Origin of the sequence: Paracoccus sp. MC1854 (assembly GCF_014164635.1) — a bacterium.
Taxonomy (GTDB): domain Bacteria; phylum Pseudomonadota; class Alphaproteobacteria; order Rhodobacterales; family Rhodobacteraceae; genus Paracoccus.
The window spans coordinates 16,328-39,833 of the sequence record NZ_JACJFU010000003.1; the positions used below are offsets into that span (position 1 = coordinate 16,328).

Annotated in this window: 16 protein-coding genes; 2 read left to right on the plus strand and 14 right to left on the minus strand. The window is 69.0% G+C overall.

Translation table 11 applies throughout. The features are described 5' to 3' along the window. Positions 1-29 precede the first annotated feature (29 nt). Entirely contained in the window at positions 30-2,357 is a 2,328-nt protein-coding gene (locus H5395_RS03345; RefSeq protein ID WP_182791124.1) for a type VI secretion system Vgr family protein, read from the plus strand. Here the strand turns inward: H5395_RS03345 and tagF are convergent. The 14 genes from tagF to H5395_RS03415 all read right to left on the minus strand — a co-directional run bounded on the left by tagF (position 2,344) and on the right by H5395_RS03415 (position 20,529). Then, complete coding sequence (gene tagF / locus H5395_RS03350) at positions 2,344-2,838, minus strand: type VI secretion system-associated protein TagF (RefSeq protein WP_182791125.1); 495 nt, start codon at positions 2,836-2,838, stop codon at positions 2,344-2,346. The genes H5395_RS03345 and tagF overlap by 14 nt on opposite strands. Next, positions 2,820-6,350, minus strand: coding sequence for a type VI secretion system membrane subunit TssM (gene tssM, locus H5395_RS03355; RefSeq protein ID WP_182791126.1), 3,531 nt, complete (start codon positions 6,348-6,350; stop codon positions 2,820-2,822). Before tssM ends, tagF begins: the two co-directional genes overlap by 19 nt. Position 6,351: 1 nt before the next feature. Beyond that, positions 6,352-7,734 (minus strand): type IVB secretion system protein IcmH/DotU, encoded by a 1,383-nt coding sequence (gene icmH, locus H5395_RS03360; protein ID WP_182791127.1) that lies wholly within the window; start codon positions 7,732-7,734, stop codon positions 6,352-6,354. A 10-nt stretch (positions 7,735-7,744) separates the two neighbouring features. Next, positions 7,745-9,079 (minus strand): type VI secretion system baseplate subunit TssK, encoded by a 1,335-nt coding sequence (gene tssK, locus H5395_RS03365; RefSeq protein ID WP_182791128.1) that lies wholly within the window; start codon positions 9,077-9,079, stop codon positions 7,745-7,747. Positions 9,080-9,091: 12 nt separating this feature from the next. Then, positions 9,092-9,559, minus strand: a complete 468-nt coding sequence (gene tssJ, locus H5395_RS03370) for a type VI secretion system lipoprotein TssJ (RefSeq protein ID WP_255440498.1) — start codon at positions 9,557-9,559, stop codon at positions 9,092-9,094. Positions 9,560-9,564: 5 nt separating this feature from the next. After that, positions 9,565-10,818, minus strand: a complete 1,254-nt coding sequence (gene tagH / locus H5395_RS03375) for a type VI secretion system-associated FHA domain protein TagH (protein ID WP_182791130.1) — start codon at positions 10,816-10,818, stop codon at positions 9,565-9,567. After that, positions 10,815-11,864 (minus strand): type VI secretion system baseplate subunit TssG, encoded by a 1,050-nt coding sequence (gene tssG, locus H5395_RS03380; RefSeq protein WP_182791131.1) that lies wholly within the window; start codon positions 11,862-11,864, stop codon positions 10,815-10,817. The genes tagH and tssG overlap by 4 nt, the downstream gene beginning before the upstream one ends. Next, positions 11,828-13,687: a type VI secretion system baseplate subunit TssF gene (gene tssF / locus H5395_RS03385; RefSeq protein ID WP_182791132.1), complete on the minus strand. Its 1,860-nt coding sequence runs from the start codon at positions 13,685-13,687 to the stop codon at positions 11,828-11,830. The genes tssG and tssF overlap by 37 nt, the downstream gene beginning before the upstream one ends. After that, complete coding sequence (locus H5395_RS03390; RefSeq protein ID WP_182791133.1) at positions 13,687-14,436, minus strand: type VI secretion system baseplate subunit TssE; 750 nt, start codon at positions 14,434-14,436, stop codon at positions 13,687-13,689. Before H5395_RS03390 ends, tssF begins: the two co-directional genes overlap by 1 nt. A 25-nt stretch (positions 14,437-14,461) precedes the next feature. Further along, a complete protein-coding gene (locus H5395_RS03395; RefSeq protein ID WP_182791134.1) occupies positions 14,462-14,953 on the minus strand; it encodes a type VI secretion system tube protein Hcp in 492 nt (163 codons plus the stop codon). Between the two features lie 119 nt (positions 14,954-15,072). Next, positions 15,073-16,584, minus strand: a complete 1,512-nt coding sequence (tssC, locus tag H5395_RS03400) for a type VI secretion system contractile sheath large subunit (protein WP_182791135.1) — start codon at positions 16,582-16,584, stop codon at positions 15,073-15,075. A 3-nt stretch (positions 16,585-16,587) separates the two neighbouring features. Beyond that, positions 16,588-17,124, minus strand: a complete 537-nt coding sequence (tssB, locus tag H5395_RS03405) for a type VI secretion system contractile sheath small subunit (protein ID WP_182791136.1) — start codon at positions 17,122-17,124, stop codon at positions 16,588-16,590. Positions 17,125-17,178: 54 nt separating this feature from the next. Beyond that, positions 17,179-18,300 (minus strand): ImpA family type VI secretion system protein, encoded by a 1,122-nt coding sequence (locus tag H5395_RS03410; RefSeq protein ID WP_182791137.1) that lies wholly within the window; start codon positions 18,298-18,300, stop codon positions 17,179-17,181. 108 nt (positions 18,301-18,408) lie between these two features. Continuing rightward, positions 18,409-20,529, minus strand: coding sequence for a serine/threonine-protein kinase (locus H5395_RS03415; protein WP_182791138.1), 2,121 nt, complete (start codon positions 20,527-20,529; stop codon positions 18,409-18,411). Between the two features lie 188 nt (positions 20,530-20,717). Here H5395_RS03415 and tssH point away from each other — a divergent pair, with 188 nt between their 5' ends. Next, positions 20,718-23,504 carry a type VI secretion system ATPase TssH gene (tssH, locus tag H5395_RS03420; protein WP_182791139.1) on the plus strand — a complete coding sequence of 929 codons (2,787 nt, stop codon included), beginning with the start codon at positions 20,718-20,720 and terminating at the stop codon, positions 23,502-23,504. Positions 23,505-23,506 lie beyond the last annotated feature (2 nt).

A 23,506-nucleotide genomic window follows, 5' to 3' on the forward strand; every position in this document is an offset into this window, starting at 1 on the left:
GGTCCCGGGTCCGGCCGCAGGAGGTCAGCATGTCATCCGCCCGCGAGATCACGGTCGCCATTCCCGCCATCAGCGAGTCCTTCAGCTTCGAGCGCATGGAGGGCGAGGAGGAGGTCTCGACCCCCTTCGCCTTCGATCTGCGCATTTCGGCCAAGACGCTGGACCTGAAGGCCGCGAGCATCCTGGGGACTCGGGCCACCATCACCGTGGCCGGGCCCGAAGACAGCGAGCCGCGGCATTTCGACGGCCATGTCGCCGAGTTCGGGCTGGCCGAGATCCGCGACGACTTCGCCTTCTACCGGCTGCTGCTGCGCCCGGCTCTGTGGTTCGCCAGCCTTGCGACCGACAACCGCATCTTCCAGAACCTGTCGGTCCCCGACATCATCGAGGAGGTGCTGCGCGCCTATCCCGATGTCGTCACGGAAAAGCGGCTGGATGGCAGCTATGCGCCGCGGGACTATTGCGTGCAATTCGAGGAGAGCGACCTCGACTTCCTCCAGCGGCTGATGGAGGAGGAGGGGATCTTTTATTTTTTCGAGCATTCCGAAAACGGCCATGTCGCCGTGCTGGCCGATGCCAATGCCGCGATGAAGCCTGCGCCAGGCGCCGACGAGATCGCTTATGAGCCCGACAGCCCGACCGCCCCGCGCGAGGGGGACTACCTGACCGGCTGGGTGCCCCGGGCCTCGGTGCGGATCGGTGCATTTGCGCAGACCGATTACGATTTCCTTAAGCCCTCGGCGGACCTCCTGATCAAGGCCAGCAACCCCGAGGGCCATGTCGGCGATCGACGCGAAGTTTATCTCTATCCCGGCCGCCATCTGGACGTCGGGCGCGGCGACCGGCTGGCCGGCATTCGGCTGGAGGAGGCGCAGGCCGGGTTCGAGCGGGTCCGGGCCGAGGGGACCGCGCGCCCCTTGGGCCCCGGGCGGCGCTTCACCCTCGCCGGTTTCCCGCGCGAGGCAGAGAACGCGGCCCATCTGGTGCTGCGGGCCAGCTATCGGATGTGGGACGAACAGGTGCGCGCCGGACAGCGCGCGCGTGCGGACGACGGCGACCCCCTTGGCTACCGCGTCACCCTGACATGTGCGCCCGCCCGCATCCTTTTTCGGCCCGAACGGCGCACGTCGCGGCGGCCCATGCGTGGGCCGCAGACCGCGGTGGTCGTCGGCCCTGCCGGGGCCGAGATCCATACGGACGAGCACGCCCGGGTGAAGGTGCAGTTCTTCTGGGACCGCAAGGGGGCCCGCGACGCCCATTCTAGCTGCTTCGTGCGCGTCAGCCAGAGCTGGGCCGGCTCGGGCTGGGGTTTCATCCAGATCCCCCGCATCGGGCAGGAGGTGATCGTCGATTTCCTCGACGGCGATCCCGACCGCCCTATCATCACCGGCCGCGTCTACAATGCCGAGCAGATCCCCCCCTATGGCCTGCCCGGCAGCGCCACGCAGTCGGGCTGGAAGTCGAGCAGCTCTCCGGGCGGAGGAGGCTGGAACGAGTTGCGCTTCGAGGACAAGGCGGGTGCCGAGGAGGTATATTTCCAGGCCCAGAAGGACCATAACGAACTGATCAAGAACGACGAGACCCGCAGCATCGGCCATGACTGGATCGAGGATGTCGTCAACGACGCCACGCAATCCGTCGGCAACGACCGGCGCGAAAGCGTGGGCAACGACAAGTTCACCAGCGTCAAGGCGAACCGCACCGTTTCCATCGGCGCGGACGACACCGAGACGGTCGGCGCCCATCGCAGCCTCGATGTCGGCGCCACCGAAACGATCCATGTCGCGGCAAGCTCGACGGAAAGCATCGACGGCACCCACACCCAGACAGTGGGCAGCACCCAGACCGTCACCGTCATGGCGGCCCGCGTGGACAGCGTGATCGCCAGCGAAACCCGCAGCGTCGGGGCGGCGCAGACCAACACCATCGTCGGGCAGCGGGCCGTGACCGTGATGGCGGGGCAGACGCATGCGATCACGTCGGACGACGGATGGACCATTGGCGGCAACCGCACGGTCGGCGTGACAGGCAACGAGAGCGTCTCGATCACCCGCAACCGCGGGGAAAAGGTCGGCGGCGACGCGGCGCTGGAAATCACCGGCAAGCGGGCGACGCAGGTCGGCGGTGACGAGGGCCATAAGGTCACCGGCAAGATGGCCTTGGACGTAGGCGCTACGCTGGCGATCGTCGCGGCCGAGTCGATCGCGATCACCTGCGGCTCATCGGCCATCGTGCTGAAGAATGATGGCACCATAACCATCGAGGGCAAGGACATCACCGTGAAGGGATCGGGCGCCATCAACGTTCAGGCCCGTGGCGAGACGACGATCAAGGGATCGAAGATCAATCTGAACTGAAGACTGCGGCCAGCGCCTGCTCTGGCCCCCAGGGGTCGGCCGGGACCGGAGCAAGGCCGCGTCGCCACAGCAGCAGCGGCGGACCATCTTCAGGCGCGCCATCGGGCAAGGGCAGACGCTCCAGGGCCCTGCCCAGCGCCTCGGGCTCCGCTTCCGCCGTGGCGGCCAGCGCGGCCTCGCACCAGGGCTCCAGCGCCGGCACGCCGGGCAGGGCGTCGGCCAGCAGGAACAGGGCCAGGGGAAACGGCCGCCCAATCCGGTCCGCCGAGGGCAGGACCAGCCCCGCCGCGGCGCGCTTCCCGCCCTCGATCCGCAGCCGCAGCCCGCCTTGCGGCCAGTCGGTACGGCGGGCGAGATGGGCAGATGCCCAGGCGTCCCAGCGGCGTCGAAAACCCCCGGGCAGGCCACGGCCGACGAAATCGCCGCGAACCGGCAGTTTGCCCCAGAAGCCTGCCTGTGTGTTCAGAAGGTGTCCGGGCATCGGAAAGCCCCGAACATCCCGAGGTCGAACGGGTTTTCGACCGAAGCCGCCCGAAGTTCGAAGCTTGCGGCATAAAGACCTACGGCAAGACGCAGGCCGAAGACTTCGGGTTGCGCTGTCGGCGCAAGCCCGGCCTTCCGGATCAGCCGCAACCAGGCCCAGGCGCCGGTTTCGGTGATCAACGCCTCGCCTGATCCGTCCAAGGGAGTGAAGCTCAGCGAGATCAGGTTGGTACCGTCCTTGCCGGGCCAGGTCATCGGCACGGGGCGAGTGGGGTTGTTGAAGTAGACGATGCTTTGACCGTCCACGTCCAGCGTGACCCGTGCGGCGTTCGGGGTCAGGTCCTTGGCCTCCAGCGTGAAGGCCAGGACCGGACCCGCGCCGCCGGGAAACAGGGCGTCCCGCAGCGTGCGCGCCTGTTCGAAGGGCGCCAGAGTGCGGGCGTTCAGGCCCAGATCGGTCCGCCAGCGCCAAGGCCGCACGCTTGTGTCCACATAGGGGGCCAGCGTGTCGTTGGTGAAGCTATCGAAGCGGCCGCCGGGGCCGAAAAGCTGCTGGAAATCACTTACGGTCACGTCGATGATGGCGCCGGGGTCAAAGGGATAGCGCCCCGCCGTCGCCATGCGGCAGAAGGGCAGCACATCGGCCCGGAAGCGTGCATTCAACTGGGCGACGATCGCCTCGCGCGTGATGCTGATCGTATCGCCGGCAATCGAGGCAAGCCATGCGTTCACCGGGTCGGGAAGGGTGGCCGCGACATTCCGCAGGTCTCCGGTCAGTTGCGGCAGGCCGCCCCGCGACAGCAACGCCGCCTGCGGATCGGGGCTTGCCTGGACGCTCAGCAGTTCCTTGGAGAGGGCGCCCAGAGCGGCCTCCGCATCCGTGATCAGGGGCGGCTTGCCGTCCACCTCGGTCACGATCGCCTTCAGCGGCGCGAAATGGCGGGCGATCTCGGCGCCGGGCGGCGGGGGGGCGGCCCCGCCCCGGTCCCCGGCCACGTCTGCGACCTTGGTGCCGATCTTCGCGGCTTTGCCCAGGCCAAGTCGGCCGGCCATCTTCTTCAGCACGCCGGGATCGATCTCCGGGGCGCTGCCTTCCTCGGGCGGGCGGGTCAGGTCGGTCTCGGCGACCACAGCGTTCAAGAGCCTCTTCAGCGTGCTGTCGGGACTGGCGAGATCCTTGAGACTGGCGGTCGCGGTCGCCAGGTCCGGGATCGGCGCCAGCCGCACGTCGCGCAGGAAGCTGTCCCACTGGCTGATGAAATCATCCTGGTAAAGCTTCATCATGTCCGCTTGCAGCGTCTCGGCCGAGGCATCCGAGCTTTCCGCACATCCCCCGGCAAAGACCTCGCGGTCGTGCAGAGCCGCCTCTGCAGTCACCGGCAGCAGCGGCAGGACCGCAGCATGGAAACCCTGCCAGGTAAAAACCCCCGGAATGCCCTGCCGCAGGGTCTGGCCGGACAGCCGCGTCAGGACCTGCGTCGCCATCGGACCGGCTTTTTCTGCGGGAATCCACACGGGCAGGCCGGTGATCTCGGGCTCGGACCTCAGGCTGCGATAGGCGCGCACCGACAGCGGCACGGTGCAGATCGTCTGCAGGGCGGCCTCGACCAGTTCGGGATCAGCCGCGATGCGCGTCTCGTCGGTTCCCAGACGCTCCAGCGCGGCCAGTTGATGGGCGCGGGCGGCCTCGGTCGGAAACAGCGGCTCGGCGGCAAACCCGGGCAGAACCTGCTGCCACCAGTCTGCCAGCCAGACCCTGTCATAGGGTCCCAGCCCGGTCAGCATCTGATAGGCCTTCGTCGCACCCAGCAGGAAATCGGGATCGCGGATCTGTCGCCACATGGTTGCTTCAAGAAAGGCGACCATGCGCGGCTCGAGAAGGTTCCGGAGACCCCGCTCGTAGGCAAGATCGCTCGCGCGCGCGATCTCGGCCATCGCCGAGGGGCCGATCAGCGCCAAGGGTCCCCCCGGCACCTCGGCCCGCGCGGCCGCGATCCGGGTCACCGCGTCCAGCGCCACGGGAAGGTCGAGGGGCTCGGTTGGAGCCTGGCGCGAGGCGGCGTTGGCCAGCCGTCCGGACAGGTCGGCGAATAGGCTTGCCTGGTCGGCGACCGCGCCGGATTGGCGGGTGAAGTTGACCAGGAAGGCCAGTCCCGCCAGCAGGACCAGCAGCGCCGCCACCGCCGCCGAGCCGCGCCAGATCCATGTCCGGCGCTCTTCGGCCCGGGGATCGAACAGCGCCAGCCCCGCCTCGCCGAAGATCACACCGGCCAGAAGATCGTGCAGGAAGAACGACCGCCGCTCGCCCAGCGCACGATGGATGGCCGGCGCCGGGGCCAGGCCGAAACCTGCGGCAATTCCCGCCACCATCCGGTCAAGGGGCGATCCCTCCTGCGTGGCCGAGGTCAGATAGAAACCGCGCAGCCAGGGCGCTTGCTCATAGCGGCTTTCCCCGAAGGTGGTGTCGATCAGCAACCGCAGGCGCGGCTCCAGGCGTTCGAACTCGGCCGGGAAGCGGAAGATCGCGGCGCGCTCGGGCAGGTCGGCATCCTCGGCCAGCCGCGCATCCAGGCGGCCTTCGAGCACGATTCCGAGGCTGCGGAACTCGCGGACGATCGCCTCGGGTTCGGGCTGCTGGTCCACGGCCAGGGTGGCGCCCCAGACCTGCGCCCGTTCGCGCGAGTTCAGCGCGCCGAAGAAGGCCTCGAAGCCGGGCAACCGGTCGGCCTTGGTCAGCATCAGGTAGACCGGAAGCTGCATCTGCAGCCGTTCGCCAATTTCGGTGAGGCGCTTGCGGATTTCGCGCGCATGATGGCGCAGAGCGTCTTCGGGGCCCAGAATCTCGTCCAGCGACAAGGCCACGATCACCCCGTTCAGCGCGCGCCGGCCGCGATGCTTCTTAAGCAGGTCCAGAAAACCCGCCCATTCCGCCGCGTCGCGCTCGGGCTCGCTGGACTGGTCGGTATAGCGGCCCGCAGTATCGACCAGCACCGCCTCTTCCGTGAAGAACCAGTCGCAGTTGCGCGTGCCCCCGACGCCTTTCAGGTCGTCGTCCAGGGCGATGGGAAACTTCAGCCCGGACTGGCGCAGCGCGGTGGTCTTGCCGGTGCCGGGAGGGCCGATGATGACATACCAGGGCATCTCGCGCAGGAAGCGTCGCTTGCCCAAGCGCGAACGGCCCAGGGTGGCCAGGATGTCCTGGAACTTGCTGCCGATCTCGGCCGCGGCATCGGGGGTCGGGGACGCGGGCGCGGGCGGGGCCAGTTCGGTGACGAACATCCGGTTGCGCCGTGCGGCGCGCATCTGCCCGATCAGCAGGATGACCAGCCACAGGACAAGGATCGTGCCCATGACAATGGCGCGCACTTCCGCGCTTTCCAGGGGAACGGCACCGCCGATCGAAACCAGCGGCCCGTAGAACCACACCCCGGCCGCCAGCAGGGCAAGGCCCAGGAAGGTCCACAGTCCGCGTGAGAGCAAAAAGCGGAACATGGCCTTCAGGACACGCATATCACTGCCTCTTCTCGATCCGGATCTCGATCCGGCGGTTGCGGGCGCGACCCTGCGGGGTGGTGTTGTCGGCCACCGGCTCGGCGTCTGCGCGGCCGGCGGCGCTGAGCAGCTCGGGCGGAACGCCGGCGGCCGCCAGGGCCTTGGCGATGTTCTCGGCTCGGGCCTCGGACAGTCCCTGGTTCGAGGGGAAGGGGTTCGAGCGCTGCACCGGCACGTTGTCCGTGTGGCCGCTGACCGCCACTCCGCCGATCCGGTGCAGATTGGCGACGATGGTCCGGCCGATCGCGTCAATGAGCGGCTGGTAGGTGGGATTGATCACCGCCTTGGCCGAACGGAACAGTTCGGGATCGCTGGCCTGCACGACAAGCACGGCAAGCCCCGGTGTCTCGCGTCCCTGCAGGGCGGAGCGCAGCGCCGTTGGCACGGCGCGTTCGAACTCCGGCAGCAGGGGGTCGACAACGGGGCCGGTCAGGACCAGGGGCTCGGCGTCGGTTCGGCGCAGCGGCCGGAAGATGGGGGCACGATCGGGCGGCGGCAGGGCCGAAGCCTGCACGAACAGTTCCTGCGCCTGATGCGACAATCGCATGGAGAGGCCGGCATGGATGGCCAGCGCCAGTGCCAGCGCCGTCAGCCACAATGTCCACAGCGGTATCGTGAACCTCCGAGGCACGTCAGGCGCCTCTACCCCTGCACCGTGAGGCGCAAGGGGCGCCGCCTCGCGCTCGGGGTCGCGCAAAAGCCGGGCGATCTGGCTCCGCAACGCCACAAGCGCGCCTTCGCCCGCACTGCCTTGGACGCGATACTTGCCGCGAAAGCCCAGGCACAGGCAGAGCCAGGCAAGTTCCAGCAGGTCGCGTTCGGCAACCGGATTGCGCATCAACGTCTCCAGCCGGTCGAAGAAGCGGGTGCCGGCATCGACCTCGCCGCTCATCTGCGTGACCAGCGGCTGGCGCGGCCAGCCGCTTTGTCCTCCCCAAGGCGTATTGAGCGCGAGATCATCCAGCAGCGCCGCGACGAACCAGGCGCCCTGATCGGCGCGGGCCAGTGGCATCCCCGCCGCGACCGAGGCCTCCCGTCCCTCGATCAGCACGGCCTGAAGTCGCGCCCGCAGCGCCTCGGGTCGGTCAGGAGGATTGGCCCGCTCGAGTTCGGGCGCGAGTTCAAGGAGCGTTGCATGCGCGGCGACCAGCGGGTTGGGATGGGCCCGTCCGCGCCGCGCGCGCGGCGCGGCGTCGGAGCCCGCCTGCCATGAGGGACCGGTCGCCTTCCATCCGGCGGCGATCGGAGGCTGTGCCTCGGCAAGTGGCCGGCCCGCGCCGATGGGGCGGATGCGGGTGCGTCCGGGGTCGCCAAGGCCGAAGGGATCGTCCTGATGGCCCATTGCCGCCCTCCTATCTGCTGATCGCGTAGCAGTCGATCTCGGGCTCGCGTTCCAGCTTGCCCGAAACGCCCAGCACGAAGCCGGGCGATGTCTGCAGCCGCGCCCAGTGCTCGGACTTGCGATCCAGTTCAAGGCACAGCCGGTCGCCGTCGTAAGGGATCTCGCGCGGCTGCGAATGCAGCGGCTTCAGCGGGATGCCGGGCAGGCGCGAGGTCCAGAGCGTCTCGAATTCATCCGCCGCGCCAACGGTGACCTGCCGCGTGAACAACTGCATCAGTCCTTCGTCCGACATCTCGGAACCCACGCGCAGCACGATCCGACAGGTCCGCAGCATGTCGGGGTTGTCGATGCGGACCTTCCAGACGTTCTGGGCGTGGCGCGCGACTGGCAGGGCGCGGGACTTCGGCTCAACGTGGCGGAGCGACAGGATCAGCGAGCGCAGCGCGTCGGTCAGTGCCGCAAAGGCCGGCTGCGGATTGGCATGGTCGTAGTCGGGCAGGGGCGACAGCCCTCGCGTGGACGACCCATAGGTTGCCATCTGTCCGGCAAGTCCGGCGAGTTCCGCGAACAGGTCGGACGGATGCGCCAGATCTTGCGCCAGCAGGTGCTGCAGCCGTGGCCGCGCGGCATTGGCCAGTTCAAGGATCAGCAGGTTTTCGACTGAGCGGCCGGCGCCGCCCAGCACCATGGCCCCCTGCGCCTCGATGATGCGATCGAGCCCGGTCACCAATTCCTTCAGCAGCCCCGCATACCAGGGTGCAGCGCTCACCGTCAGCGCCGGCGGCAGCCAGCCCTCGGACAGGGCGACATGGCCATCGGCCGCCAGTCCCTCGATCCCGGCCAGTGGCAGGGTTATCGCCCCTTGAGTCGGTTCGCCCGGCAGGATCAGTCGCATGTTCAGACGGGCGATCTCGACCTCGGCAGGCTCGGCCCCACCGCGGATCTCGTCGGGCAGGGTCGTCCATTCCCCGCGCCAGCGCGCCCCGCCCGCCTCGGCATGGGCGGGATCGACCGCAGGGACGCCCGGTTGCCGGGGCGCGACCCCGAGCAGCACCGCGCCCGCGGGCGTTGCGCGCGCCACCGTCGCGGGCGCAGGCGCGGGGCAGTCGGCGGGGATGCGGAAGGCCGTGCCGTCGGGCAGGATGCCCTCGGCCTCGGTCAGGCCGACCTGCCCCGCGTCCAGCGCAGCCGCATCCAGCCGCAGCGTGACGAAGCCCCAAGCCTGCCGTGGCTGCGCGCGCAGCACCATCCGCAGACCGCCCTCGACATGTCGGTCCTGCTGCTGGAAATGCTGCGGCCGCAGGAACAGGCCCTCGGACCAGACGACGCGACTGCCTTCGGCCATGAGCTTTTCCTTTCAGGCCGGAGCCATCATCACGCCTTTTGGCCCGACCGTCACGGCAAAGCTGGCCTTGTCGGTGGGCGAGACGGCGGCCTTGGCCCGTACCGTCTTCCCGGCCGGGTCTCGATAGCCGCCCACCACGCCGACAGCCGTGGTCGAGGGGTCGAGGACCAGGGTCTTCGAACCCGTCCCGCCCGGCGCCAGCGCGACGGTTTCGACCTTGACCAACTCGGCCCCAAGCGCCGTGGCGGGATCCTGCAGGGACAGCGCGTTGGCCGCGTCGAAGGCGGCGGTGCCGCGCAGCTGCAGGATCTGCAGCGTCAGCGGACGGTCGTCGCCACCGGGGCCGGGATTCGCCCCCGCCTGCCCCGATATGGCCAGATCGACCGAGCCCGGGGGCTTCGGCCCGCCGCCGCAGGCCGAGGTCAGCGCCAGGGTGGACAGCCCGCCCAAGGTGGCGCGGCGCGAAAGAAGACGGGGCATGGCGGTCATGGTTCCCTCCGGTCTGGTGTTTCGTAGGTGTCGCGGAACTCGGGGCCGACCTCGCCAAGGAAACGATCCTCGGCGGCGCGGGCCGTCTCGGCCCAGCGCGCGGCATAGGCTTTCCACAGCAGGGCGGGGCGTCCCCCCGCCAGCAGCGCGCGCAGTTGCCCCGTATCGGCCAGTTCGGCCTCGATCGCCTCGGGCGAGAAGCGGTCGATCATTCGCCGCAGGGCAGCCTGCATGGCCTTCCAGCTTCGCATCCGGTGGTCGGCCAGGTCGCGGAAGGCCTCGGCGATGGCGGCGTCCGGGTCCAGATAGCCCGGGCCGCGCGGCGCGACGAGGGCCGCCACCTGTTCCTCGGCCAGAACAAGGAACTTCAGCGGGTTCACCTGCTGCGCTCCGATCAGCGTGGGCGCGACGCGCAGCGCCGCCTTTTCCTCAGATCGCGCGCGCAGGAGAGCCACCAGTCCTTCGGTCATCATGCGATAGCGGCGACCGAGTGCCTCAAAGTCCGGCACATCCGTCCCGTTCGGGTCCAGGCCCGCACCGCGCAGGAAAGCCGCCGCAGCCGCAGCCGCAGCCGACGCAGGCGTCGGCGCCTCGGGCTCCCGGTCCTGCAGATCGGTGACTGGCGAGACCCGGTCCCCCGGCTCGGTTGTCTCGGACCCCGACTTGACCGGCGGGGGCCCCCAGTCCCACTCGATGCCCCCCTTGGCCGCTTTCTCTGGCGGCGGTTCCCGCGAGGTGGTAAGGGGGTCCAGGGTGAAGGGATCATCAAGGCCCGGCAGCGTTGCCTCGGGAGTCCGGTTCTGCACAGGGATCGGGTGCTCGAAGGGGGGGGGCAAGTCCGCGGGGCGGGAAACGGGTGGCGGCACCTCCTGCGGATCGAAGAACGGATCGCGGCCGACGCCTGAATCCCGGGGCGCCTCAGGTGCCTGACCGAACTGGCCAAGCTCGACCCCGAGGATCAGGTCCCCCATCCGCAGCCTCATCCCGTCACGAAGCGAGGCCGAGCGCCCCTGGCCCAGCGGCTGCGGCCCCTCGTCAAGAAAAAGCCCGCCTGAACTGGTGTCGGTGACGGTGCAGCCGCGGTCGGTGACCTCTACCACGCAATGATGGCGCGAGACGAACATCCCCGGATCCTCAAGCCGCCAGTCGCAGTCCTCGCCCCGCCCCAGCACCGCCCGCCCGGACTCGAGCCGGAACGTGGCGAGCGGCTGGGGAACCGGGCTGGAGAGGACGGCAAGACTGAGGGTCATCGCAGGGCCTGCCTTTCATCCAGCGACATCACCAGATCACCCCGGTTTCCCGCCTTGCCCCCCGCAAGCCAGGCGGTGCGGCCAAGGGTCGGGCCTTCCCCCAGCAGGGAAGCAGGGATTTCACCCCCCGCCAGGACAAGGCGCAGATCGAAGCCGGTCTCCTCGCCCATGACGAAGCGCAGGACGTTGCAGAGAGCCTGTTGCGCCGAACCCTCGCCGGCCAGTGCCAGATAGTGCCCCAGCGTCAGCGGGCCCACTTGGATCTCCGCCCGCCCTTGCGGCTGGTAGATGCGCGGACCCAGGACGGCACTGCGGCCCAGACCGGCGTAGGCCAGCCCCAGACGGCTACTCAGGCCCGCAGGGATGGTTTGCCAGCAAGGCGTGAACTCCACCACCTGGACGGACGCGTCAAGCAGGTCGGACAAGACCTCCTCCAACCGCTCGGGGTTGCGTATCTCGCTGGCGAGGCTGGTGGCATGACGGAGTACAAGGTCAGGGTCGTCCAGCGCCTCGGTGATCCCCGGTAGGCCGATGCCCGCCAGAGCGGCGAGCATGATGGTCACCTGTCCACGGCCGCCATGATCGGCGGCGACGGCAGGCTGCGCCTCGGCGAAGGCGCGATAGTGGAATGCGATCATCCGGTGCTGCAGCAGGTTGCAGAATTCGAGAAAGGTGCGGTCGGCGCCGGGTTCCGGCGAGGGATCGCCCGGAAACCAGCGTTCGGACATGCGCTCAAGGATGCGGCGGCTGAGATGCAGAGGCATCGGACCCTCGGGGCCGAACAGCCCGGTGATCTCGACCGCGATCCAGGCAGGAGCGTCGCTTCGGCCGGGGTCCCATCCGGCGATCTCGCAAGCGGCAGGACCGAGCCGGATCTGCTGCCCCAGCCGGGCGGGCTCCTGCGCCGGGCCACCCGCCCGCCCGAAGTGGCGCTCGGGGGTTTCCAGCCACCGCATCAGCTCGAAGGCCTCGATGTCGGGCGGCGGGTTCGGTGTGGTGCTGTCCGGGGTCAGATCCGGGCGCGACAGCCGGGCCGCATCGGCCATGACATCTCCTCCTGTTTGCGGACAAGCCGGGTGCGCGTGCGGACAAAGGCATTGACCGAAGCATACCGAGCGAACAGCCGGTCCAGCAGCGCGGACAGCAAAAAATGGCTTGCGCCGGCCAGCAGGGTTTCGTCGATGTCCAGCGTGATCTCGGTGCCCCGTCCGAAGGCGAGCGGGCCGGGTAGGGCCAGCCGTTCGATCACTGGCCGGCTGGACACAGACGCAACCGCACGAGCGTGGCGGGCCAGCGCCGGATCGCCGCGGTCGGCGTAAAGCGCCAGCAGTGCATTCAGCGGCGCGCCCCCGCGCCCGGCCTCGGCCAGCGACAGGTGGCTGGACGACAGTTGCGCCACCAGCCGCCATGCGGTGTCGTCCCCGGGGGCCCTGGTTGCGCCCGCATCCGCCGCGGTCAGCGCCGGCTGCGGGCGACGCATAGGGGCGATCAGATCGACGCGCAGGATCGGCTCTCCGCCCTCGGGGGTCAGGCGCGGCGTGTCGTCCAGGATCGGCAGGTCGCGGTTGGTGCAAAGCGCGCGGATGTCCAGCCGCCGGGGCATGGCGCCGGCGCTCTGCGAGACAGAGATCCACAGGTCGTCGCCCGCATAGGAGCTGCGCATCTGGCCGCGGCTGATCTCGTCGGTGGCAGGGCGGCGGGGGCGGCGTTCGGCCCACCACAGCGGGGCTTCGCCGGTGCGGGCCCGCGGCGCATGGACAGGGCAGAGAAGTCCCGAGTCCCCCTCGCGGTCGGCATCGGCGACACGGAGCAGGCGATAGATCTCGAAATCGCGGGTCCGGGCGCGGTCGGCATGGACCGGGTGGGCGGTCGCGCGGGGGTCGAGATCGACGAAGTTGCATTCCTTTTCGAACAGGTTGACCAGCGGCGTCGCGAAAAGCCGAAAGTCGCCCGCGTCCAGACCGGCCAGTTGCGGTTCGGGCCGCGACAGCAGCACGGCAAGGTCAAGCGCCACGCCGGGACCGCATTGAGCCGCGGCCGGGGAAATCTCGTTCAGACGCAGAAAATGAAAGCGCTCGGGCATCAGGAAATAATCCCGCAGCAGGCGAAATCCCTCGAAGCTCTGCCGGACGCGGGGGGTAAGGCCCTCATCATCGGCAACGCCGACCATGGCCGGCAGCGCAATGGCCTGCCCCGCCGCGCCGGGCCGCGCCGGGTGGGCGACCGCAGCGATGGCGCTGCCGTGGACCGCGTCGAACAGCGCGGCCGCGCGGGGACTTCCGGCGAAGCACAGGTCCAGCCGGTCGAGCGTCAGGGCGGAGAGGGACGTGGGCCCGGCGCCGCGCAGGATCAGGCGGATCGCGGCCTCGGCCCGGCTGGCTGGCACCCCGAGGCCCGCGGCGGCCAGAGCGCCGCGATCGGGAAGATACTCTGCCGCTTCCAGCGCGATCGGCCAAAGGGTGACATCCTGTGCCGTGGTATAGGTGGCGCGCGTGGTCAGCCCTTCGCGCATGACGGCGCACAACCGGCTGCCGCGGGGCACGCGGTGGCCTGCGGGCATGGCCTGGACCTGGGGGCCGGGCTGCAGCACGCCCATGCCCATGGCGGGCGCCGGCGCGGCAAGATCGGGCCACAGCGCCTCCAGTACGCCCGCCGTGAACCGCCGGCCCTCGGCCTCGATTTTCAGCGCCGTGCGCGCCGCCAGGAAAGCCACGCCTTCGAGCAGCCGCTCGACATAGGGATCGGGGCAGGGCACTGAATCCAGCGACAGGTTGCGGGCCACGTTCGGATGCAGCGCCGCGAATTCCGAGGCGAGCCCCCGGATATGGTCCAACTCGGCCTCGTAGGCGGCAAGGAAGGCGCGGTCCATCAGCCCTCCTCCAGCGCCGTCGCGGCGGCGCCCGTGTCGAGGTCGATGGTGGTCAGCAGGCGCAACCTTTCCGGCACCGGGGCCATCAGCAGCAGTCCCTCGATGCGGATGCGCAGGCCGACGCGGGCGCCGGGTTCGACCGTGACGCGGATGCTGTCGCGGCGCAGGCGGGGCTCGAACAGGGCCAACACCTCGCGCAACTCGCGGGCCAGCGCCTCGTGATCGAAATCGCTCGCCCGTCGCCCGGCAAAGGCGGGCACGCCGTAGTTCAGGACCGAGGCCCGGACATGGGGAAAATCGACCAGCATCTCGGCGGGATCCTCGGCCCCCCCGGCCATCCCGCGCGGGGCCATGCGGCGCTCCATGTCCGTCAGCAGATAGCGCACCTCGAACCGCTCGACCCCGAACAGGTCCTCGACGTCGCGGCGCACCGCCTCGCGCAACTGCTCGGGGGTCACGAAGACGCCCCGGTCCTGAAGCACCGTGCGGCGGTTGCGCAATTGCGCCAGGGCTGCCCAGTCCCGCGCGTCCTCGGGGGCAAGCCCCTGGGCATCGCCTCCTGCAGACAGCGCCTCCAGCCGTTCGGCGCCGATCCTGGGCCGCAGCGTGGCCTCGAGGCGGGCTATCTCGGCCGCAAGGCCGGGCAGGTCGTCGATCAGCCGGTCCCACAGGCTCGGCTGCACCGCCTCGCGCCGTCCACGCGGGGGCAGGGCGGTCCGGGGGCGTTCGTCCAGGGGTGGGCCGGGCATTTCGGCACTCCTGCGGGCGCGGCGGTCACTTGGCCGCCATCAGGTCGTATTCGACCTCGTGCTCGTCACCCTTCGAATGGTCGTCGGCCTGCAGAACATACTTGATCTTGATCTTCTCGAACGAGATCCCGACCTCTTCCGAGATCAGGGCGGCCGAGTCTTCCGAAGGCGAGTCCTGCTTCATGTCATAGCCAGAGATCAGGCAGTTGCTCATCGTGATCGTCAGGTAATCCAGATGCGCCTCGCCGGAATCCTTGCGGGCGGTGAAGACGATCTCGGGGAAGGCCTTGCCCTGCATGCAGGCCAGCGCGAGATAGGGCGAGGCGGCGTCGTACCACTTGCGCAGCGTCAGGTCGCTGACCGTCGCACGCCCGCGCACGCGACCGGAGCCGGTCGCGGCCGAGCTTTTCTGCGCGGCGTTCAGGCTGACGCCCCAGACGTCGATCTCGCCCTCGTGGTCGGCTCGTCGGGATTCGCCGTCGATGCCGTCGATCTTGAGGTATCCGGTGAAGGCCATGACAATGCTCCTGTTCCGGCAGGCTGGGGTTCAAGGGTGGCGGGTCCCCGCGGGGGCCGCGTCGGAGGTCCGGCGTCGCCAGGCCAGGAGCGCGGGCCGGGTGGCCCGGCGCGAGAGTGTCACGCGCCCTTGACCGAGGGCAGTTCCGACACCAGCCGCAGCGAGGCATTGATCCCTTCGAGCTGGTAATGCGGGCGCAGGTAGAAGCGGGCGGCGTAATAGCCGGGCCGGCCCTCGACGCTGTCCACCTTGACCTCGGCCTTGGCGAGCGGTCGCCGCGCCTTGGCCTTGTCATCGGCCATCGCGGTGTTCGCCAGGACATAGCGGTTGATCCATTCGGACAGCCACACCTCCATGTCGGCGCGTTCCTTGAAGGTGCCGATCTTGTCGCGGGCGATGGCCTTGAGGTAATGGGCGAAACGGCAGACCGGCAGCAGATAGGGGAGGTTCGCCGACAGCCGTTCGTTCGCCTGGGCGTCGGGATCGACCAGCCGTCCGGCCCTTGCCTCGCAATCCTGCAGGGACTGGGCACCCAGGAAGGCCGCGACATCGGTGTTCTTGCGATGCAGGATCGGCATCAGCCCGAGCCTTGCCAGTTCGAGTTCGCGCCGGTCATCGATGGCGATCTCGGTGGGACATTTCATCACCACCGATCCGTCGTCGCCGGGGAAGGTATGCACCGGCAGGTTTGTCACCGCGCCGCCCGATTCCACGCCGCGGATCTGGCTGCCCCAGCCATACAGCTTGTGGCTGCGGTTGATGTTCACCCCCATCGGGAAGGCCGCGTTCATCCAGACGTAATGGTCGTGCCGGCCGTCGATCTCCTCGCGGAAGTCGAAGCCCTTGACCGGGATCGTGTCGGGGCCATAGGGCAGCCGGGCCAGAACCCGCGGCAGCGTCAGCCCGATGTAACGCGCGTCCTCGCTTTCCCGCAGGCTCTGCCAGGCCGCGTAGTCGGGGGAAGAGGTCACCATCTTCAGGTCCTGCGGATTGGGCAGTTCCTGCCAGCTTTCCATGCGGAACAGCCGCGGGGAAGCGGCGGCGATGAAGGGCGCATGGGCCGAGGCGCAGATTCCCGACAGATTCCGCAGCAAGCCCACGTCGCGAGGGTGATGGCTGAATTCGTAGGTCCCGAGGACGGTGCCGAAGGGCGCGCCGCCGAAGCTGGAATATTCCTCGGTATAAAGCTTGCGGAACAAGGGGGACTGGTCCCACATCTGTCCCTCGAAGTCCTCGAGCTGGTCGGCAAGCTCGTCCTTGGTGATATTCAGCACCCGGATCTTCAGCATGGTGTCAGTTTCGGTGTTGTTCACCAGATAGTGCAGCCCGCGCCATGTGCCTTCCATCTCGCGGACCTCCGGGGCGTGCAGCACCTCGTTCATCTGCGTGGTCAGAAGCTGGTCGATCCCGGCGATCAGCGACTTGATCGAGCGCACCGCATTGCCGCTGATCGTGGCGCTGCCCGCCTTTTCCCGTGCGGCCAGCGCCAGGTTGGCGACCAGCTCGCGCAGCTTGGCGCTGTCGTCCTCCCTGACGCGGAAATCCTTTTCCAGCAATGCGCCGAATTCGTCCAGGTCGACGGCTTCGACCTCGGCGGCGGTGTCGGCGGCCTTGAGTTCCTGTTCGGCCATGGCTCAGCTCTCGGACTTGTCGCCGCCCATCGCCTGTTCGGCGATGCGGGCCAGCAGGGGTTCATCGTTCAGAAGCTGGGCAATGCGCTTTTCGGCGCTGGACTTGCCGTCCATGTAGCTCAGCAGTTCCTCGAGTTTGCGGCGCATCTTCAGCAGTTCGGCCAGTTCGGGGATCTGCTCGGCTATGCGGTCCGGGGTGAAGCCTCCCATGTCGCGGAAGGTCAGATCGACGAACATCTCCTCGTCGGGTGCCTCCTGGCCGGGCTTGCCCGGCAGGCGGTTGGGGACGCGTGCGGTCACGCGCGGAGAGAGCGCCTCCATGAAGGACCGGAAGCGGCCGGCATCCACCTCGACGAAGCTGCGTTCGGCCGGCGGCTTCTGCGCCTCGCGCGACGTCGACTGGCCCGCCAGGTCCGCCATGACGCCCATGACGAAGGGCAGCTCGATCGTGGTCGGGCTGCCGTAATGCTCGACATCATAGGAGATTTGCACCCGCGGCGGGCGATTGCGTTCGATGACCTTTGACTTGCTCTCGCTCATTGCGGCTACTCCCTCTTGCGGCGGGTCCAGCGGTGTCGGGTCCATTGATGCCGCTCAGCGGCCCTTGTCCTCGGTGACGCCGGCGACATTGCGGAATTCCTTCATCCCTCCGGGGGCAAGTTCCTCGATCAGTTCCAGAAAGTTCATCGACACCATCCTCTTCATGCGTCGTGCCAGATGCGGCAGCGGCGAGGCCGGTTCGTTGCGTTCGTAGAAGTCTATGACGAGGTCGAGGCAGGTCTCGACCTCGCGGCGTGATGACAGCCGGGCGGGCAGGCCCATCGGCTGAGCGCCGGCACTGACCGGCATCTGCGCCGGTGCCGGCCCGACATTCTCCGGTTCTGCCGCATTGCCCGGGCTGCCGGAGGCGGGGGCAAGCTGGGCGGCCGGACTGGCCAGCGCCGCCTGCATCCGCTGCAGCATCTGGCGCAAGGCGGCAAAGCGGGTTGGGGGCTCGTCCCCGATGCGGGCGGCCAGCGCGGTCTCGAGCCGGGCAAGCGCCGCCAGCGCGGCATCCAGGCCCGTTTCCAGCACGGACACCGCTTCGGGCTCGAGGTCGCGCGAGGCGCGGCAGGCGGTCATCACCCGCGCCACCCGGGCCTCATGGCGCGCCGCGCGCTCGGCCTGTTCGGCCGGAGACAGCCCGGTCTTGCCCTCGGCCGCCAGAATGGCCTGGCTGACGGCGCCCGCGGCGAGATCCCCTCCCGAGACGACAGGCAGGCCGCGGGGCGCCAGCATCGTGTTGAAATCCAGATCGCCCAGGATCCCCGCATCGGAATTCTCGATCTGATACAGGGCATTGATGCGCCGCAGTGCCGATTCACGTGGGGACTTGCCGTCGCGCAGGGCGGGATGGAGGTTGTCCCACCAGTCCTCCAGCGCGCCGCCCAGCAGGTTCAGCCCTTCGGCCAGCCCGGCGGGACCGTCGAGGTTGGTCATGATCCGCGCGGCGATGACCAGCAACCGCAGATCGCGCCCTGCCTCGGCCAGTGCCGCCGCATCCTCGAGCAGCTTCGCCCACTCCAGCGGCACGTCGCCGGTGTTGCCCTTGGCCACCTGCGCCGCCCTGACTGCTCGCGAGGCCCCGTCCAGCGCCCGCTCGAGCGCCAGAAACCTCGTGTCGTTGCGAAGATCCAGCCCGGCTGAGTCCGGGACGGACAAGGGCGCGAGAAACATGGCCGAAACCTTTATGTGCAAGGCCGTGTGTGCAGTTCCCCAAGCCTGCCGATCATCCCATGAATCAGGCTGTTACGCAATGAGTCCTGCAGAGTATCGAAACACGCCCTACTGTCGGGGACGGAGATCCAGCGCCCGGAAGGTGGCCGCCAGCACAAGGTCGGGCCGCGCGGCGCGGCGGGCCGCCACCGCCTCGGCGAACGAAGCCGCGGACTCGTCGCCGGGCCGCCGTTCGGGGAAGAGCGGCCCTTGGCTGATGAGGGCGAACAGCCCCGCCTTGCCGAAGTCCTTGTCGTTCACGGTAAAGCCGGCTCTTCCCCTGACTGCCTTGACCTCATCGGCAGTCCACAGCGCCCGGACGATGTGGAGTGCACCCGACGCCTGCCCGATCCGGTCGAGCCGCGTCTCCTCATCGGCAAGAGTGGGTCGCAGGGGGTAAACCTTTCCTGAATATGCAAGGGCAAGCCAGAGTTCGGCTCCCGGGGTCGCGGCCAGCGCCGTGGGAATAAGCACGTCGGCGACGGGATTGTCGCCGGGATGATAGATGCCGGTCAGCGAGCGTTCGGGACGGCGTGCCTCGGACAGGCGAATGGTGACGCCACCCTCCGGCAACCCGGCCAGGGCGGCCTGGATCCGGCACAGCTCCGTGTCCAGCGTCTCGATATCCAGCCGAAGCGTCCGTGCGCCAACCAGCGGACCTAGATCCCCGGCCAGCGCGGCTTCCGCGCCCGCGTCGGGCAGCGTGCCCGTGATCGTGACGCTGCCATCGTCCGGTACCCCGGCGTTAGGAATGTCGCTGGTCAGTGCGCCGCAAGCCGCATGGCGCGCCGACACCGCCTCGATCTCGGCAGCGGACAGCAGGACCGGTGCGGTCAGGTCCAGGCGCAGGGTCATGCCCGATTGGTGCGCCCAACTCTCCAGCCTCTCGGCAATGATGTCGCGTTCCTGGGTCGAGGCGGCACGCCCTGCGATCTCGACGGTGAGGTCCGTGACCGAGACGATCCAGTCCTCCAGTCCTTCCAGTTCCGGGAAAAGCCGCTCCATCGCTGTGGCCCAGCCCGGCGCCGGCATGCCGCGCGCCTCGGCCAGTGCATCCGGAGGCAGTGGGGCGCCGGTCGCCGACGCGACGGCACCCGCGATCCGGCCTGCCGTGGCCGTGTTGGGGGCATGTCCCGACAGGCGTGGCGCCGGGCTGGACGCGGCCTCGAGCCGCCAGGGCGCGGCCAAGGGCAGGTCGGGCCCGACAAGCGGCCGCACAAGGAGGATCGTGGCCGCCACCAGCAGGACCGCCGCCAGTCCGGCAAGCCACGCCCGGCCCAGTCCCCCGCCTTTCCGCGCGCGCTTGGTGCCCCGATCCCCGGTCGTGCTGCGTCCGCCGCGCGCCGGCGCCTGGGGCTGACCCTTGAGCAGCGAATCCAGCCGGGCCAGCACGGCGGTGGCCGAAGGGGCGCGGTCCGCCAGCTTCGGGGCAGACAGCCAGAGGATCAGCCCGGCCAAGGGCTCGGGCAGGCCAGACACGTCCAGTGGCTCGGACTTGCGGCGGATCATCTCTCCGGGCGTGGACCCGGCAAAGGGAATCTCTCCGCGCGCGGCGGCGGCCAGCGTCGCGCCCAAGGCGTAAAGGTCGCTGGCCGGCACGGCCTTGCCTTCGAACTGTTCAGGCGCGGCATATTCGTACTTGCCGGCGAACTGGTTGCCCACCACCGAGCGCGCGCGGCTGAAGGTGTCCTTGGCTATGCCGAAGTCGATGATCGTCGCGCCCTCGACTCGGTTATCGCGCAGGATGATGTTGTCGGGCGACAAGTCGCGGTGCACGACTCCATGGACGTGGGCGGCGGCGAGGCCCTCGGCCACGCGGTGCGCGATGATCAACAACTCGCGCGGGCTCAGCCTTCGGGCGTTCATGACCTCGGACAGGGCCGGACCGTCGATGAAGTCCATCACCAGGAACATATTTCCCTCGGCGGTGCGGGAGCATTCGCTGTAGCGCACCACGGCATCGTGGATGATGTTGCGCATCGCCTCTTCGCGGCGCATCAGTTCCAGATAGCCTTCATCGCCCGCGAACTGCGCCGACAATGCCTTGATGGCCACGATCCTGCCGGTCACGAGGCTGCACGCGCGATAAACCTCGCCCGTGCCGCCGCGGCCCAGGACGCCCTCGACAGTCCAGGTGTTGTTCAGCACCTGACCCGGGCGGAAGATGTCCCCAGGCAGAGACGGGATCATGATGGCGGCCCTTTCGCCCCTGCGTCCCGGCTTCGCGGTCCCGCGAAAATGTTTCCGGATGCAGCGGTTTTGAAATACACTTTCCGCAGGAACAGTTTTCTCTTGGCACCCGCCTCGCGCAAGCCCTGTTTCATTGCGTCGGCATTTTCCTCTGCAGTTCTTTCGTCCCCTGTCCAAGGATGGCCGGAATGACGACCGTGACCCCCCGTATCCTTCCCCCTGGCTCGAGAGAGACCGTCAAGCGCAAGGAACTGGTGGGCCGGCTGAACCCGCTTTGCCTGCGGGCCTTTTCCGACGCGGCGCGAAAGGCCAAGTCCCGCGGCAATCCCTATGTCGAACTGGCTCATTTCATCGCTGCACTGGCAGAGCGGCAGGATTCGGATCTTGCCCTGATCGGCGCGGCGGCGGGCGTCGATGCGGCCCGTCTGGAGGGGGATCTTGCGCGCGCGCTGGATGCGCTGCCGCGCGGGGCAAGCGCGGTCGAGGAGTTTTCCGACCACATCTTCCATGCCATCCAGGAAGGATGGACCCGAGCCGCGCTGGAACGCGGCACCGATCAGGTGCGATCGGCCGACATCCTGATCGCCTGTCTCAAGACCCCTGCGCTGGAATCGCTGCTGCTGCGGATCAGTCCCGAATTCGGCCGCATCGACGCGGACCTCATGGCGCCGGACCTGCCCGGCATTGTCGCAGCCTCTGGCGAGGCGGAGCCCCCGGCGCTTGCCACTGCAGAACCGGTGGCGGCGCGGCAGGCCGACGGAGCCTTGGCGAAGTATGCCACCAACCTGACCGAACGGGCGCGGGCCGGCAGGATCGATCCGGTCGTCGGGCGCGACCCCGAGATCCGCCAGATCATCGATATCCTGATGCGGCGGCGGCAGAACAACCCGATCCTGACCGGCGAGGCGGGTGTCGGCAAGACCGCCGTGGTCGAGGGCTTCGCCCAGCGGCTGGCGCGGGGCGACGTGCCGCCGCAGCTTGCCTCGGTCGATCTGTGGCTGCTGGACATCGGATTGATGCAGGCCGGCGCCAGCGTGAAGGGAGAGTTCGAGAAGCGGCTGAAGGCGGTGATCGACGATGTCCAGTCTTCGGTCAGGCCGGTGATCCTGTTCATCGACGAGGCCCATACCCTGATCGGCGCGGGTGGCGCGGCGGGCACCGGGGACGCCGCGAACCTGCTGAAGCCCGCGCTTGCGCGGGGCGAGTTGCGGACCGTCGCCGCCACCACATGGGCCGAATACAAGCAGCATATCGAAAAGGATCCCGCGCTGACCCGCCGCTTCCAGGTGGTCCGCATCGAGGAGCCGTCGGAAGCCGCCGCGATCGAGATGCTGCGCGGAATGGCCGGCGTGCTCGAGGCGCATCACCGCGTCGAGATCCTGGACGAGGCGATCGGCGCCGCGGTGGCGCTGTCCCATCGCTACATCCCGGCGCGGCAGTTGCCGGACAAGGCGATCAGCCTGCTGGATACAGCCTGCGCCCGCGTCGCCGTCAGCCAGCACGCCACGCCGGCCGAACTTGAGGATCTGCAGCGCCGCCTGCAGGCGCTGGAGATCGAGGCGGGAATCATCGCGCGCGAAACCGCCGTGGGCGTGGACACCGCAAAGCGGCAGGCGGCCAATGACGCGGCCCGCGTAGCGGCGGAAGCCGACCGCGATGCCGCGGTCGAGCGATGGAAGGCGGAGAAGGCGCTGGTCGCGGATATCCTGCGGCTGCGGGCCGAGTTGCGCGGCGAGGGCGTGGCCCTGGACGGGGTGACGCCGGAACAGCGTGCGGATGGGTCGGAAGCGGGGGGCGAAAAGGCCGGGGTGCCGCCAGACGCCTCGCCTGCCCCTCTGCCAACGGAAGATCCGGGTCTGGACGAGCAGGGGGCCACTTCCCCCGACCCGGCGGCGCGCCTTGCGGATCTGCGCGCGAAGATGTCCGAGCTGGCCGGCAGGCAGGGCGAGCGGCCGCTGATCCTGCCCTCGGTGGACCGGCTGGCGGTGGGGGCGATCGTGCAGGACTGGACCGGAATCCCGGTCGGCCGGATGCTGGCCAGCCAGACCGAGCGCGCGCTGGGCCTGGCCGCGCTTCTGGCCGAGCGGGTCGTGGGTCAGGACCACGCGATGGAGGCCATCGCCAGCCGAGTCCAGACCGGTCTGGCAGGCCTTGGCGCGCCGGAAAAGCCGGTCGGCGTCTTCATGCTCTGCGGTCCCTCGGGCGTGGGCAAGACGGAAACCGCGCTGGCGCTTGCCGACGCGCTTTATGGCGGCGAGCAGAACCTCATTTCGATCAACATGAGCGAATTCCAAGAGGCGCATACCGTCTCGACCCTCAAGGGCGCGCCGCCCGGTTATGTCGGCTACGGCAAGGGCGGGGTGCTGACCGAGGCGGTGCGCCGCCGTCCCTATGCGGTCATCCTGCTGGACGAGGTGGAAAAGGCCCATCCGGATGTCCACGAGATCTTCTTCCAGGTGTTCGACAAGGGCAGCCTCGACGACAGCGAAGGGCGGCGGATCGATTTTCGCAACACGCTGATCCTGATGACCTCGAATGTCGGCACCGACGAGATCATGGCCCTGACGGATGCCGGCCATGCGCCGGTCCGCTTCGACCAGATGGCGGCCGCGCTGCGCCCGCCGCTGCTGAAGGTCTTTCCCCCGGCCTTGCTGGGGCGTCTGGTGACAGTCCCCTATCTGCCGCTGTCGGACGCCATGATCGAGACCATCGCCAGCCACAAGCTGCGCGCCATCGCCCGCCGCCTGCACGAAGCGCATGGGGCCGAACTGGTGATCGGCGACGGCGTCATGGCGCAGATCCGCGCCCGCTGCACCGAGGTCGAGTCCGGCGGGCGGATGATCGACGCGATCCTAACCGGGACCCTGCTGCCCGAACTCAGCCGCCGGGTGCTTGAGGCGCGACTTGAAGGCCGCGGTATCGCTCGGGTAACGGTCACGGGCGGGCCCGACGGCTTCGCTTACGATCTGGGCTGAAC